Source organism: Bacillus coahuilensis m4-4, from assembly GCF_000171615.1.
GTDB lineage: Bacteria > Bacillota > Bacilli > Bacillales > Bacillaceae_K > Bacillus_T > Bacillus_T coahuilensis.
The window spans coordinates 1-13,538 of record NZ_ABFU01000063.1 but is presented as its reverse complement, the minus strand read 5'-3'; the positions used below and the strand labels follow the sequence as shown (position 1 = coordinate 13,538).

The 13,538-nt window shown below is 43.5% G+C and carries 17 protein-coding genes and 1 riboswitch; of the genes, 11 read left to right on the top strand and 6 right to left on the bottom strand.

The window, feature by feature from the left end; all coding sequences use genetic code 11:
• Positions 1-105 precede the first annotated feature (105 nt).
• Together M44_RS27160 and M44_RS16965 are read right to left on the bottom strand one after the other, a co-directional pair.
• Positions 106-261 (bottom strand): hypothetical protein, encoded by a 156-nt coding sequence (locus M44_RS27160; protein WP_010175550.1) that lies wholly within the window; start codon positions 259-261, stop codon positions 106-108.
• Positions 262-473: 212 nt separating this feature from the next.
• Positions 474-917, bottom strand: coding sequence for a hypothetical protein (locus M44_RS16965; protein ID WP_029326951.1), 444 nt, complete (start codon positions 915-917; stop codon positions 474-476).
• A gap of 167 nt (positions 918-1,084) precedes the next feature.
• On the opposite strand from M44_RS16965, the gene M44_RS16960 reads away from it, so the two are divergent.
• The 9 genes from M44_RS16960 (at position 1,085) to M44_RS29630 (ending at position 10,312) form a co-directional block, all read left to right on the top strand.
• Positions 1,085-1,483 (top strand): helix-turn-helix domain-containing protein, encoded by a 399-nt coding sequence (locus M44_RS16960; RefSeq protein ID WP_029326950.1) that lies wholly within the window; start codon positions 1,085-1,087, stop codon positions 1,481-1,483.
• A 323-nt stretch (positions 1,484-1,806) separates the two neighbouring features.
• A riboswitch (cyclic di-GMP riboswitch) is annotated at positions 1,807-1,890 on the top strand.
• A 17-nt stretch (positions 1,891-1,907) separates the two neighbouring features.
• Complete coding sequence (locus M44_RS29105; RefSeq protein ID WP_010175547.1) at positions 1,908-2,036, top strand: hypothetical protein; 129 nt, start codon at positions 1,908-1,910, stop codon at positions 2,034-2,036.
• 141 nt (positions 2,037-2,177) lie between these two features.
• Positions 2,178-2,840: a YIP1 family protein gene (locus M44_RS16950; protein WP_010175546.1), complete on the top strand. Its 663-nt coding sequence runs from the start codon at positions 2,178-2,180 to the stop codon at positions 2,838-2,840.
• A gap of 16 nt (positions 2,841-2,856) precedes the next feature.
• Positions 2,857-4,188 carry an efflux RND transporter periplasmic adaptor subunit gene (locus M44_RS16945; protein WP_010175545.1) on the top strand — a complete coding sequence of 444 codons (1,332 nt, stop codon included), beginning with the start codon at positions 2,857-2,859 and terminating at the stop codon, positions 4,186-4,188.
• Positions 4,189-4,264: 76 nt separating this feature from the next.
• Positions 4,265-5,257 carry a hypothetical protein gene (locus tag M44_RS16940; RefSeq protein WP_010175544.1) on the top strand — a complete coding sequence of 331 codons (993 nt, stop codon included), beginning with the start codon at positions 4,265-4,267 and terminating at the stop codon, positions 5,255-5,257.
• Positions 5,258-5,329: 72 nt separating this feature from the next.
• A complete protein-coding gene (locus M44_RS16935; RefSeq protein ID WP_010175543.1) occupies positions 5,330-5,581 on the top strand; it encodes a hypothetical protein in 252 nt (83 codons plus the stop codon).
• A 294-nt stretch (positions 5,582-5,875) separates the two neighbouring features.
• On the top strand, positions 5,876-7,516 hold the full coding sequence (locus M44_RS16930; RefSeq protein WP_010175542.1) for a hypothetical protein: 1,641 nt from the start codon (positions 5,876-5,878) through the stop codon (positions 7,514-7,516).
• On the top strand, positions 7,509-9,575 hold the full coding sequence (locus M44_RS23975) for an SNF2-related protein (protein ID WP_010175541.1): 2,067 nt from the start codon (positions 7,509-7,511) through the stop codon (positions 9,573-9,575). The genes M44_RS16930 and M44_RS23975 overlap by 8 nt, the downstream gene beginning before the upstream one ends.
• Complete coding sequence (locus M44_RS29630) at positions 9,503-10,312, top strand: DEAD/DEAH box helicase (protein WP_337444157.1); 810 nt, start codon at positions 9,503-9,505, stop codon at positions 10,310-10,312. The genes M44_RS23975 and M44_RS29630 overlap by 73 nt, the downstream gene beginning before the upstream one ends.
• Before the next feature lie 228 nt (positions 10,313-10,540).
• On the opposite strand, the gene M44_RS28485 is transcribed toward M44_RS29630, so the two are convergent.
• The 3 genes from M44_RS28485 to M44_RS23970 all read right to left on the bottom strand — a co-directional run bounded on the left by M44_RS28485 (position 10,541) and on the right by M44_RS23970 (position 11,633).
• Positions 10,541-10,648 (bottom strand): putative holin-like toxin, encoded by a 108-nt coding sequence (locus tag M44_RS28485; RefSeq protein WP_010175539.1) that lies wholly within the window; start codon positions 10,646-10,648, stop codon positions 10,541-10,543.
• 292 nt (positions 10,649-10,940) lie between these two features.
• Positions 10,941-11,108, bottom strand: a complete 168-nt coding sequence (locus tag M44_RS27155; RefSeq protein ID WP_010175538.1) for a hypothetical protein — start codon at positions 11,106-11,108, stop codon at positions 10,941-10,943.
• 15 nt (positions 11,109-11,123) lie between these two features.
• Positions 11,124-11,633 carry a single-stranded DNA-binding protein gene (locus M44_RS23970; protein ID WP_010175537.1) on the bottom strand — a complete coding sequence of 170 codons (510 nt, stop codon included), beginning with the start codon at positions 11,631-11,633 and terminating at the stop codon, positions 11,124-11,126.
• A 223-nt stretch (positions 11,634-11,856) separates the two neighbouring features.
• Between M44_RS23970 and M44_RS16900 the strand changes: the two genes are divergently transcribed.
• Positions 11,857-12,282 carry a YwpF family protein gene (locus M44_RS16900; RefSeq protein ID WP_010175536.1) on the top strand — a complete coding sequence of 142 codons (426 nt, stop codon included), beginning with the start codon at positions 11,857-11,859 and terminating at the stop codon, positions 12,280-12,282.
• Positions 12,283-12,355: 73 nt separating this feature from the next.
• Complete coding sequence (locus M44_RS16895; protein ID WP_010175535.1) at positions 12,356-12,679, top strand: helix-turn-helix domain-containing protein; 324 nt, start codon at positions 12,356-12,358, stop codon at positions 12,677-12,679.
• Between the two features lie 151 nt (positions 12,680-12,830).
• Here the strand turns inward: M44_RS16895 and M44_RS29100 are convergent, their stop codons facing one another.
• The gene (locus M44_RS29100) at positions 12,831-12,962 is read right to left on the bottom strand and encodes a hypothetical protein (protein ID WP_010175534.1); all 132 of its coding nucleotides are present in this window, start codon (positions 12,960-12,962) and stop codon (positions 12,831-12,833) included.
• Positions 12,963-13,538 lie beyond the last annotated feature (576 nt).

The window sequence follows — 13,538 nt, the reverse complement described above, 5'->3', positions numbered from 1 at the left end:
AGGTGTTCAGACATCTCCATTATGACTTCCCTCTCCACTGAAAGTTGCCATCGCAATCAAGCAATCTAGAAAGAAATTTATATAACAAAAAAAGAAAGCTCCCCATTACAGTGCTTTCTTCGAATATTCTACATTCATATTAAATTCTTTTTTTAGTAAATCTACCATTTTATACACATTCATATTGTTGGAATGTCCGGCTTCGAAAGCTTTCTCTAAGATCATTCGCAGTTGGTCTTGATTCGAATCACTTGGTTTCAAAACAACATATCCTCCTAAAACAGTTCGTTTTAAACTACATTACCTGTCCACGGTTAAACTAAACTAGTAATATATTAACAGGTTTTTGACATTTATCAACCATTTTTATACAAACTTTAGGTGATTTTTACAATGAGGGATAGGATTACTTGCATACTATGCAGTTGGGCTTTTCCTGTTCACTCCCCATAACCTTCGAAGCTTACGACGGTTTATTGTCTGTCAGAGGAAGGTTTACTAATTTTCAGCCTGTTGTTCATCGTCAGCCTTCTTTCTCGGTGCACGTAAAACAAGGCTTGCTGTTGATGGTTGGTGCGTACTAAATAATGAAGAGTAAGATGGGCGTGCTCTTTTGTGAAGGCAGAGGTGGTGGGATGGCATTCGATGTGAATGGCACTTGGAGTGAAGGTGACGAAGATGCTGTAGTCTGGACCAAATAGTCCCTTTAATGTAATGGTGTCATAATTGGTGTGGCAATATAGTCGAACAACACCTGACTTCACAAAGGGGTTCGCACTTTGTAAAGCTAGTGAGAAATCAGCGGGTTTGTCAATATGGAGCGTCTTCTCCCCTTCTTTTCGACCGTAAGCGACAATCGTAAAGGAAGCATCATCCGGTGTGAACGGAACATGATCATATGTGAAACGATAGTTCATTATTTTCCCTCTCAATTCTTTTTTAGGTATAATGTACCATCTGCCATAATTGTAAGTTATTGTATATGATTATTATGAATATAGTTTTATATTCCTCTAAATCATAAATGACCGATCACTGTTCATGAATCCGTTATGTTGGGGTAAAAACGAGCGGAGTGAAGAGGATGATGAACTTTTACGAGCGATTACGTGAATATCGCGAGGATGTCTTAAACCTATCTCAAACCGAAGTGGCTCAGCGCTTACACATTACCCAATCGGCGTTTTCACGACTTGAACAAGGACAGACCGATCTCACAATGAAGCAGCTCATGATCATTAAAAAGGCCTATCATTTATCGAATCAGCAGCTGGTCGACCTATTAGACGAATATGAATCGGAGGCTCCTCCTAACGCATCCGTTTTACGTGAAACCTTCCAGGAAGAAGAGGATCTTGAGATACTGACTCTCTTAAAGAACTACCCAAAAGAAAAACAAACCCTGGCACAGCTCCGCTTTTACACACCAAAAGAGCAGCAGGTCATCTTGAGCAGCCTTCTTTTTCAAAAAAGAAAAAATTGATTTCTTGAGGAAGAAATAAGGAAGAAGGTACATGTAATAACATGGCTGTTTTCTAAATAAATGTTGTTTTTAAAATAATCAATATGAATAATGAGGTTGATTGTAGCGAATGGTGCGAGACTCCAGCGGGGTTAAAGGGACAGGTGAGACCCCGCTGGAGCGGAAGCGACGAGGAGGCTCACCGCCCGCCCGCAGGAAAGCGAGTGCCCTTCGTGGAGATCAACCGGACGTACTGTTAATTAGCAACAATCTAGGTCTTATTTCTCAATTTTCCATCTGAATGTTGAAATTTGTCGAGAGCAGACGATATATATCATGATGCTTCACTATAAGGGCAAAATATTTGAAAAAATATGACGCAAAGCTACAGGGGCTTATGCTTACAGCAATGCTAGCCAGCTGCCGAAAATCGAGGAGGAGAATCATGAAGTTCTATACACCTGAGGAAATCAGAGCACGTAAGAACCGTAACAAAAAGTTAATGTACGTAGGCATGTTTGTTGGCGTATCATTACTTGTTTTCGCCATTACGTATATTCCACATACTTTGTAACCCATTCCGGAGCCGCTGAAGGCTCTTTTTTTTATGTCTAAAATATCTCCCTCTCCTTAAAAAATTGAGAAAAATTGAAGTATTTTTAGACCTTTTCATATAAAATAGAAGTAATTGTCAGTTTGAATTGGGGGACATTGTATGCATCGTGTGCAATTTTTTAAAGGGGTGGTTCGTCCACACCGCTATTTTTATAGTTTAAGAGAGGCAGAAAACATTTCACGATTTGCTGTACAGTATGGGTTACTGCTAGCTGTCACATTTTTTCTCTTTCTATTAAAGGGAGCATTCGGAATCGGAACCGAAACACTATCAGAGCAGCTAACGGCTAGTCCATCGACGGAGCTTGCTGTGAAGAAATTTTATATAATGCTTGGGCATGGAATTTCTGGTATAGGTATCATGCTCCTATTTACGCTGTTCTTGAGCCTATTATATTGGGTCCTATCTGAGGTGCGGTATAAACAAGCGGTGACTGTGATGGGTGTTGCGTTCGTACCGATTCTAATCGAAACACTTTTGCACTTGCCTCTAGGAGCATGGTTCGGTTTAGGCTGGTCGTCTTCCCCGTTCGGCCTTGGGGTGTTGGCGCAGGAATTCACCGACCGGGAATGGGTTGTCTACATTTTCGGAAGCTTAACAGTATTTAAAGGCTGGTCGATTGTACTTCAATATTACGGATTCAAGGATTTACTAGATGAGATGAGAGGACGTGTACTAATCGCGGTCATCGTCTCTTTAAATATTGCGTACTGGGCCATTGCGGGTGTGCTGAAATTTGTTGATTTTACCCTAATTTTATAAAAGGAGGCTTTTGCATATGAAACGATCGTATAAACTAGTAACGGCCTCCTTAACGGCCTTTGTGCTTTTAAATGCTGGTTTAATTGCACGAGACGATTCCAACACAGAGCGTACGACCTACGCTGTGAACTGGAGCCAGGTGAAAGAAGGCGACGTTCAAAAAGTTTTACAAAAAGATGGTCTCGTCACGTACGGGGAGGAGCATCACTTACTCTTTGACCAGAATTTTGGTAGCATTTCAGCGTTTCTTGTCGAAGAAGGGGACACGGTTTCCATTGGAACAAGCCTATTTGAATACACGGCGACAGATTATGAAGCGAGAATTGAGTTCCTTGATGTAGAATTGGAGCGAGTGGAAGAAGAAATAGATGGAATTGACGACTATATTGACGAATTAGAAAGCATCGAACGCGGTGTGCCGTCTGTAAGGTCGACATCGATAACGAGTACATCAGACAGTGAAAATGTTGATTATTCAGAAGGCAGCAAGTTAGAAATACAATATAATTTGAAAGCAGATATAGCCGAGCAAGAATTTAAAAAAGAGCAGCTTCAAGCTCAAGAAGAAGCGTACGAGGAAGAAAGACGTGCTCTAGAAGCTAGAATGAGTAGCTTAACGGTAAATAGCGATGTCGAAGGAATTGTCGAAACCATCTCGTATACGCTTGAAAATCCTGTGATCACGATTGTGTCCGCTGATGTCCCGCGCATTATTGGGAACTTAACGGAGGACGAAATGCTTGAAGTAGCAACTGGGATGAAATCTCGCATCCAGTCTCCTTCTCTTAGCGAGAGCTTCCTTGGATACGTAGATGAGATCTCCCTTTTACCAGAAGGTGAACCAAAACTTGAAAAAGATAGCCTGTATGAGTTTAACGTTCTATTAAACGAGGAAGAAGAGGAAGAGTTGGACGAAGAAAGCGAAGCAGACGATACCATGACCGAGGATGAAGAGCTCGTCGATTCTACGATTGGAAACCCGACGGATACACTACTTCCAGGCTTTAAGGTCAAAATTGATGTGGTGACCGACGAAGTACTTGGCTCCCCTGTTGTTCTTCAGGAAAGCGTAGTAACCACGGGCGGGAAGCACTATGTGTGGATCCTCAGTGGAAACGGCACAGCTGAAAAGCGTGAAGTCGAGCTAGGCTTAGAGGTTGGCGGGCGTGTTGCCGTTCTGTCTGGAATTCGTCAAGATGAAGCGTATTTTGCCAATCCTTCTGTCGTAACAAAGCCTGACAGTGAGGTTGTGACTCCCTTGAAACCTTCATATTTGAAATGGGACGAACTAAAAGACACAGGTCGTGGTACCGTGTTGAAGCATGTGTTGTTAGGTATTTTACAATAGTATAGTAGGTGGCCGTCCCAACCATGGGGCGGCCTTTTTGGTTTCACACATTTTATTTAATCTAGGAGGGTGTATTGTGCGTGTAAAATTTGGATGGATGAGGATTGGAATGGTATCTTCTGTGGTCGCGCTAGCTGGCTGTTCAGGTGGGGAGTCAAACGGCATCACCACCACGAATCCAGCTCTCACAGAATCGGTGGAATTGGTAGCTGATTTAACGGAAACAGAAAAGGTGGCAGCCTCTCAAACGAGTGCAGACGTGCGAAACCCGGTGCAGGTTGTCGATACGCTTGCAGAGGAGATGAAAAGCGTCAAATCATTAGAGCTATACACGACGGATCAAGATCAGGTAGAAGGTGTGTGGATTTCACAATCAGGACTGGATGAAGACGAGCCACACATGGAGGTCCGTGTCCATCACCCTCTTTTACACGCAACAATTGTAGAAGATCGGGACCGAACTCTCTTGAAAGAGGAGAAAGCATCGTACACAGAAGGCACGAACATGAACGTGGAGGGTAGCAGCTACTACGGAAACGTGGAGGACCATAATCCCTATAAGCTCGCCCTGGGATACGACAATCCATGGTTCCACAAGTATTCTACTTTCTCTCATTCTGCAGGCAAAGAAGTAATAGAAAAAGAGCTGTCTCAAGGGAATGAGCCTGTTCCATTTGAATTTAATGAGTTGGATGTGGATCGAATGGTATCGTATGAAGGAGACGAGCTTTCGTTAGATGGAGTCACACTTGGAAATGTGTACGAAGACGGAGAAGTGATGGAATCTCTAGAATACACGTATAAGAGCGAACGTGGCACGCTCCGTGTGGTCATGAGCGAAGGCGATTACACGAGAATACCTGGAGACAAATATGACGAGAAAGAGGTTGTTGTCGGGGACGACTATGAAGGCGTGGCGTTCCGAAAGTCGATCAGCGCGGATGCAGACGGCGCAAAGGTTCTTCACGTCAAAAAAGATGGTTACTCGTACACGGTGATATTGGATGAACCGTTTAGCACACTTGGACTAGAGGAATTTATCGCTCGTGCCGAGCAGCACCTATTTTAAGATTACCCCTGCCCTCCTTTTCAGTGTAAAATAATAGAATTGGAGGGGTGTAAAACAAGGGGGGGAAAGAACATGAAGAAATGGCTCGGTGTGATGGCGTTTGGCTTGTTTGTGATCGCAGCACTCTCCTATGCCGCTCTATTTATTGGCAGTGATGAACTGCTTTTCATGGCGGTCATGGTTTCTGCTGTCGGATTTATACTCGGCTTGTTTGCGGAGAAAAGTTCCTACAAATGGATTTCCCTAGTTGGGAATGGATTGATTCTTTTTGTGGCAATTGTTGTACCCATGTTTGTTACGACATTTATATGGAACACTCCTTGATAGGGAAAGCTCGAAGGCTAAAGACTTTGAGCTTTTTTCTTCGGGTTAATAAAAGGATAGCCTTTTTGTTCGACACTAACGAACGTTTGTTCTAATATAGAATTAAATAGTAGATCACTCTATTCTAAGTACTCTCTTCATAAATCTCTTCAATGTATTTCCTTTCGATTTCCCACCCACCCAGCCTTGAATTTACCCGATCACCCGCCGAGAGGTTCCTGTCCTCCTCCCCTCTATGCTATAATGAGGGAATGAAAATATCCGAGAAATTTACACAATGAGGAGGCGTCCCTCTTGCTAGATTCGATGATGGAGGAGCAGGTTCTTGCACTTGGTAAGGACTTACATAAAATACTACCGTATAAAGATGAGCAAAATGATAAGCTTGTGAGCCAAGGACTGCGTCTGTTCCAGCAGCGTTCTGTTTATGGAGTGAAGGCTTCACGAACGGAAATTCAAGCACAGGTTCAAGATGTGGTGCCTGTGAAGGTGAAGCTAGACCTTGATTTCCCAATGCTAAGCCGCTGCTCGTGCCCGCGAGACGGCTGGTGCCGCCACCGAATGGCTGTGTACTTTTATATGTATGAAAAGCTAGGCAATGTGAACGAATGGTATGGGATGTGGCGAAATGGCGGGAAGCTACCAGAAGATGATTCTGCGGGTAGCAAACCCGACTTAACCAAGCTCCATCCGAGCCTAAAGCGTGCGAGTGATCTTATGAAAACACGAACAGACCAAAACCGCACACCAGAAGGCTGGTACAGCATCTTAGCGACCCGCTTCGAGGAAGAGCTCGATCTAGATGAACTAGCGAAGCGTTCTTATATGCTCGACATGATGGTGAACCGTGCCTATCGTTCTCTTCTGAAGGACGCACCCCTTGAACGTGAATGGAAGGCGTTGTACCAGCTCTATACCGCTTTATTCCTTTATGAGCATTTAGGAGGATGGCTCGTTGACTATGATATGTCTGAGCAGTCCATTGAATCGATTTTGCAGTTTTTATTAGATGAGATGAGTGAAAGCCTCCTTTCACTTGGCGTGACGGCGATTCCGTTTGCGTTTGACCCTTTCTTAGATTTTATTCGAGAAAAGCTGATCGACATGATCAGTAGTGAACAGATCGGACAACTAGCGATTGAGTTGTATCAATATTTATGGATCAATCTTTTTAAAAAGAAGGCGCTTCGTGAGAAGGAATATGATCGTTTGATGGATCGACTAAAAGCACAAGAGCCTATGTACGCCGGAGAACGTGTGGCAATCATCCATCAATTACTTCTCCTTGGAGAAAATGAGAAAGCCCAAATGCTTTTAGAAAAGGAAGCATCTTGGGTCCTCCTACCAAGTGAAACGTGGATTCGCTATTTCTTTCAATACCAACAACCTGAGCAAGCGGTCGTTGTGCTACAAGGAATCAAAGCAAAGCTTCCAGAGTTTCTTAACGGATTAGGAAACGATTATCAGCGCTCTGATTTCAGCAGATGGTTCCTTCGTCAAGTGGAGAACGACTATATGATTGAACGGGAACCAGGGTTATTAAAGAACTTGTATCAGTACCTTCTACCCTATAGCTACTATAATTTAAGTCGCTTATTGTTCACTGAAGAAGACTATCATGAATGGGTAGAGCTTCAGCAGCATCTTGGGTACGAGCTAGGGGAGCTGGAGTACTTAGGCTTGAAGGAGCTTTCGAAGGAACGACCGGACCTTGCCCTTCCCCTGTATCACCACGGAATTGAAAAGCTTATTCAAAACAAAAACCGTGACAGCTACAAGCAGGCCGTTCGCTATTTAAAAAAGCTGCGAACTCTGTATAAAAAGCTGAAGAAACCAGAACGATTTGATCAATATATGATGATTCTATTAGATGACACAAAACGATTACGCGCCTTTCAAGAAGAGGTTCAAAGGGGTAATTTAGTCCATGCTTAAAGCTAATCAATTATTTTTACAAGTACACTCATTTGAACAGGGAGCTTTCTTTATTACCGTAACGAACGAAGACGGCGTCCTTCTATTGCCGCAACAGTGGAAGAAGCACCTGTTTCTTTGGAATAGTGAAAGCTTTTACGGGAGCGTGTATAAGGAAACAACGGTAGATGGCCTTTTAGGACTTCGTGTGTCCGCGTATCATATGCTCACCCTTCTTGGCCGCGAGGAGTTTAGCCAGTTCTTCGAGTGGAACTGGAATGATTTTGGCGAACTTTTACACGGCACCTCTGCCCCTCTAGTGGACGCCCTGTTAAAACACCAATGGCTACCATCCTTTGATGACGGCTTAATTTGGCGAGTCCCAGAGATCGTATGGGAGGAATTTGACGAATCTTATTGGCAACAAGAGGTCGCACCTGGAACGAGGCTAAAAGAATTCGCCCGCGACTGGTTTCATGACAGTGTAACGGATTATCTTCACGAAGACCTTAAATTTCGTGACGTTCAAGAGCGCCTTCGAGCTATGGAGGAAAGCACACTTAGCAATGAGGATATTGAACGCTATTTCACACCAGAACGGTGGAGACAATGGCTTGGAATAGAAGAAAACCCTGAACCTTTCTATCTAGGGCTTCGCTTAACCGAGCCGGAAGAAGAAGGTGAACCGTGGACACTTGAAACGATTCTTCAAAACAAAAAGAACGCTGAAAAAATCTACAGCCTAAACCGAGGAGATCGTCTCCCTCCTTCCTGGAAGCCTTATTTACCACATGTCGAAGAAGAGCGTGCTAAGTGGGCCGATGTGATGCCAAGTGTGGCAGATCGTGGTGCACTGAAGATGGAGCTTGATGAGGAAGAATCCTGGCGATTCCTAACTGAGTTAAGTGAAAAGCTTGTGGCTCTTGGAGTAAAAATTTTACTTCCAGCTTGGTGGATTGCTATGAAGGAAGCGAATTTAACGGTGAAAGCCAGGGTGAAAAATAACGACGCAAGCTACCGTCCGTCTTTCGTTGGCATGAATGCGATTCTTGACTATGATTGGCGAGTATCCGTTAACGGCGAGGAGCTATCAGAGGAAGACTTTAAGAAGCTTGTCGATGACCAGCGTCGATTCGTGAAGGTCCAAGGTCAATGGATGACCCTAGATCCGGCGACGATTAGAAGAATTCAAGAACTGATGAACCGAGCCAAAGAAGACGGTGTCCGATTACAAGACTTATTAAATCAAGAGCTAACGCGGGATGAGGATCTTGAAGAAGAGTATGATCCAAAGGAATACATGAAGTTCCAAATTGAGATGAACCGGTCCTTAAAGAAAATGATTGGACAGCTGCAAGACGTTTCGAAAATTCCACTACTGAAGCCTTCTGAAGGATTGCAAGCCACCCTACGACCGTATCAGCAGCTTGGCATGAGCTGGCTATACTTTTTACGACGCTTCGGCTTTGGTGCTGTCCTTGCCGATGATATGGGACTCGGGAAAACGATCCAGCTGATTTCCTACCTTTTACATGTAAAAGAGAAAGAAGACGTCACAGGGCCTGCCCTCATCATTGCGCCCACCTCCGTCCTTGGAAACTGGCAGCATGAAATCGAACGCTTTGCCCCAAGCCTAAAGGTCCGCCTTCATTACGGAGCAAACCGATTAAAAGGCGAAGCGTTCGCAGAAAGCGTACACGGGGTGGATGTGGTATTAACCTCTTACGGATTAAGCTACCTAGATGAAGAGGAGATTAGCGAAGTGAGCTGGTCGACAATTGCCCTTGATGAAGCTCAGAACATCAAAAATTCTGGCACTAAGCAGTCACGCACCATCCGAAAGCTCTCGGGTGGTCACCATATTGCTCTTACCGGAACACCGATGGAGAACCGCTTATCCGAGCTTTGGTCGATTTTTGACTTTGTGAATAAAGGCTACTTAGGTACAAATGCGGCATTCCAAAAGGATTATATCGTGCCAATTGAAAAAGAAGACAACCGGGAAAAATTCGTGAGCTTCAGGGTCGAATTCGCCCATTCTTATTACGTCGTACCAAAAAAGATCCTGAGGTGGAGTTAAATCTTCCTGAGAAACTAGAGCAAAAGGAATATTGTCCACTAACGGCTGAGCAGGCAAGTCTTTACGAGCAGCTCGTTCAAGAAACGTTTGAGAAGTTAAAAACATTAAAAGGCTTTGAACGGAAAGGACTTATTTTACAAATGCTTGGTCGCCTAAAGCAGCTTTGTAACCACCCTTCTCTCTATTTTAAAGAAGAGGTTCCTGTGGATGTGTTGAAGCGTTCGTATAAAATGGCAAAGCTTCATGAAATTGTGGAAAATGTAGTAGAGTCCAAGGAAGCCTGTCTCGTCTTCACGCAATATATTGGGATGGGTGAAATGATTCAAGACTACGTGAAGAAGCGATTTGGTGTTCATGCTCCGTTCTTAAATGGTAGCATGCCAAAACAGCAGCGTGATAAGCTAGTCCAACAGTTCCAAAACGGTGAATTTCCTGTTTTCATTCTGTCGTTAAAAGCTGGTGGAACCGGACTTAACTTAACGGCCGCAAATCATGTTGTTCACTACGATCGTTGGTGGAATCCGGCTGTTGAAAACCAAGCAACGGACCGTGCTTACCGAATTGGCCAAACAAAGTTTGTTCATGTTCATAAATTAATCGCCTCGGGTACCCTTGAAGAAAAAATTGATGGGATGCTTGAGAAGAAACAAGCGTTAAATGATGACATTATTCAAAGTGATAGCTGGATTACGGAGATGAATGACCGGGATCTAGAGGAATTGCTCACTTTAGGTTAGAATTCGTGTTTTAGGGGGAATAGGATAACAAAATTTCAGCTAATCCCCCTTCTCTCTTTACGAAAATAGGAATCTTCATTATAATTTAGTTGAGAATGCATATACTAAAAAGAGAAGCCTTAGCTTCACTAAGACTCCTCCACATACAGATAGCTTGCTGATGAGCAGCAGGTCTGACTTTTCAGAGAAGAGTAACCTACCCGAGTCGCCAAACTCCTGCAGGGTGGGTTACTTTTTTAGCGTGACAGCAATAATCGCTACAACAAGTGAAACCCCGGCCAATAGCAAGGAACCAAATCCAATCAGAATCTGTAATACATCACTAATTGTAAGCATCTACTTATCACCCCCCTTCTTGTTCATTCAACAAAGGAGAGTGTCAGCTGCTGCCCCCCACCCTGCATGCTACTGTATAGATTCCATTATACCATTTCTTGTAAACGTATACACTGTGAGGAAAGAACTAATGTTTGGTGTAAGTTCGAGACGAGCTTTGTCGATTGTAGGGATTCGGGCACAAAAAAAGCCAGCACAGAAGGAATGCGGTGGCTGGCAACAAGATAGGATATAGAGGTAGGTTTGAGGTATCGGTATATTTCTAACAGATGGTATGAGGATTTGCTATTTGTTACTGTAGTGTAGGCTCTGCTTGCTCTTCTTTGTAAAAGGAAGCTTTCCGCTCTAACTCTCCCATTCTCTCTCGAAGAATGATCATTTCAGCTCTCGCATCTCCCACTTTCAAAATGAGCTCCACGATGAGTGTTTCCATTTTTTCCATACGTGCCTCGTTGGACATTTTGGGCAACTCCTTTTAAGGTAAGATGTGGCTTGGGATTTTGCTACTGGCTCCTTCTTTTCTGTCTGAACGTTCTAACATTGCCGATGTGTTATTGGGTTGAAGCTCGTTTTCATTACGGATGATTGCGGTGGATTGCTGCTGAGGTGTATCTCGATGTGATGGATCAAAAGGTATCTGCCGAGAGGTGTCTTGATCTTTTTGCGATCTCGGACTTAAAAACTGGATATGCTCTGCAATGACTTCTGTGATAAATGTCCGCTTCTTTTCTTCTGTCTCATATGATCTTGTTTGAATTCTTCCTGTAATCCCTACAATCGAGCCTTTCGAACAGTATCTTGCTGTATTTTCCGCTATTTTGTTCCACAGTGTACAATAGATAAAATCTGATTCATATTCGCCGTCTTTATTTTTAAACGGACGATTCAGTGCCATTGTGATATTGAGTACGGCTCGACCATCTCCGGTATGCCTAAGCTCTGGGTCTTTTGTCAAACGGCCTACCATGGTTACTTGATTGATCATACTTTCCCTCCTTTCTGCTCCAATGGTACTCGTTTTATTCCGATAGGTAAAATGGCAAAAATTAATGTTTACGGGAAATTCCATGATAAAAAGATTGATTTTATTGAATAATTAGGGGTAAAGTTACTCTATATCGTAATTTTAGACAATTAGTATTATTTTTTTCCTATAGTGGGTTATGATATAATTTGCTTAAATTCGTCAATCTCATGGAGGGTAGTGGATGAAAACCTTTAAGATGATTTCTTTTCACATTTTTGATGAGGACAAGCTTAGGGAAATTCATGTAGAAAGTGGTCTCGCTATTAACAAAGAAGATCAAAAGGGAACGTGGCTCCTTGAATTGTTCACTGACCGCGATTATTATGATCTTTTTCGTCAATTGCAGCAATCAACGCAAGATCTTCGGGTTCAAATCGTCATCACCCATGCCATGAACGATCCCGCATTTTTCTGCGTTCATATTCGAGGGATCAAACAACTCGACGGAAAAATTAGTTTGTTACTAGAAGGTCGTTTAGACCGCGGAAGAAATGACTATTCCTATTTACTGCTGAAGGATTTAGTGGAACAAGGAGCAACAGGTGAAGAGCTGCTCCATCGTTTTCAAGAGAAATTGAGAACAAAGCCTAAATTACAAAAAGCTTAACATTTCCTTCGCTTCTGACGATATATTTTGTATACTTAATAAAGATTAGATAATAGAGATAGAGGTGTTACGAATGATTGGGGAGCGTGTGAAACAGCTAAGGCTAGAAAAGAACATGTCGATGACAGAACTCGCAGAGCGTGCCGGTGTCGCTAAGTCGTACTTAAGTGCCATTGAACGCAATCTTCAAAAGAACCCATCTGTACAGTTCTTGGAAAAAGTTGCCCAAGCACTAGGTGTTTCCATGGACTCGATTCTTTTTAACCAACAAGAAGACAAACAAGCCGTTGATCCGGACTGGCTTGATATTGTTCATCAAGCTCAAGACTCCGGGATTACGAAGGAACAGTTCAAAGAATTTATTGAATTTAATAAATGGCGTAAGAATCAGAAATAAGACTTTGCGTATTAGCGCGAGGTCTTTTTTTGATGATTTTGTGTAGGGGCGGGAAGGATTTTTTCTATAAAAAAGAAGAGACATTTCGTATGAACATCTCTCTTCCCTATTTGAAGCCACTCTGTTCTGTATTCATTTATTGGTCAAATCCTCAGGTTTGCGATTTAATTCGGTCTAATTCTTGTAATTGCTGTTCATTGCTACCCCTTAACGTCGTTCTGCCCAGCGCTCCGAATAGGCTTATTGCTCCGATTACTAATAGTCCAATACCGATATACCACATTATGTGCACCTCCTGTTACTTTTTTAGTTTGCCCTTTTTGGTGCGGGTGTGTTTGAGGGCTTATTTGTATTTACGTTTGGGGTGGGAGGAGGTTTCAATTTGTTTGTTTGGGTGGTGTGTGCGGCGAGGCGAGGCTATTGTTGCTTCTTGAAGTGTTTTGGGCGCTGCGCGGGGCTGTTCTTTTTTCTTGGGGGTGTTTTGGGTACCGCGCGGGCTTAGCGCGGAGCTCTTTCCCCTTCTAAAGGTACTTTGTGCACCGCGCGGGCTTTGCGCGGGGCTCTTCTTCCCTCTTGAGGGTGCTTTGTGCACCGCGCGGGCTTAGCGCGGAGCTCTTTCCCCTTCTAAAGGTACTTTGTGCACCGCGCGGGCTTTGCGCGGGCTCTTCCCTTCTTAAAGGTCCTTTGTTCACCGCGCGGCACCTCTGAATGCTGCTCTCCCCACCGCAATCTCCCCACCGCACCAGGCTATTCATCCGCACATCAACCATCTAAGCACCACACTCTACTTCTTCTTGTACTCAATCCCTGCTAATATACAGCATTACGCTCAAAACACGCCCACTCAAATGTTTTACAG

Coding starts and splice junctions, on each gene's coding strand:
- M44_RS16965 (WP_029326951.1), bottom strand. CDS start 917: ATGAACTATCGTTTCACATATGATCATGTTCCGTTCACACCGGATGAT.
- M44_RS16960 (WP_029326950.1), top strand. CDS start 1,085: ATGATGAACTTTTACGAGCGATTACGTGAATATCGCGAGGATGTCTTA.
- M44_RS29105 (WP_010175547.1), top strand. CDS start 1,908: ATGAAGTTCTATACACCTGAGGAAATCAGAGCACGTAAGAACCGTAAC.
- M44_RS16950 (WP_010175546.1), top strand. CDS start 2,178: ATGCATCGTGTGCAATTTTTTAAAGGGGTGGTTCGTCCACACCGCTAT.
- M44_RS16945 (WP_010175545.1), top strand. CDS start 2,857: ATGAAACGATCGTATAAACTAGTAACGGCCTCCTTAACGGCCTTTGTG.
- M44_RS16935 (WP_010175543.1), top strand. CDS start 5,330: ATGAAGAAATGGCTCGGTGTGATGGCGTTTGGCTTGTTTGTGATCGCA.
- M44_RS23975 (WP_010175541.1), top strand. CDS start 7,509: ATGCTTAAAGCTAATCAATTATTTTTACAAGTACACTCATTTGAACAG.
- M44_RS28485 (WP_010175539.1), bottom strand. CDS start 10,648: ATGCTTACAATTAGTGATGTATTACAGATTCTGATTGGATTTGGTTCC.
- M44_RS27155 (WP_010175538.1), bottom strand. CDS start 11,108: ATGTCCAACGAGGCACGTATGGAAAAAATGGAAACACTCATCGTGGAG.
- M44_RS23970 (WP_010175537.1), bottom strand. CDS start 11,633: ATGATCAATCAAGTAACCATGGTAGGCCGTTTGACAAAAGACCCAGAG.
- M44_RS16900 (WP_010175536.1), top strand. CDS start 11,857: ATGAAAACCTTTAAGATGATTTCTTTTCACATTTTTGATGAGGACAAG.
- M44_RS16895 (WP_010175535.1), top strand. CDS start 12,356: ATGATTGGGGAGCGTGTGAAACAGCTAAGGCTAGAAAAGAACATGTCG.
- M44_RS29100 (WP_010175534.1), bottom strand. CDS start 12,962: ATGTGGTATATCGGTATTGGACTATTAGTAATCGGAGCAATAAGCCTA.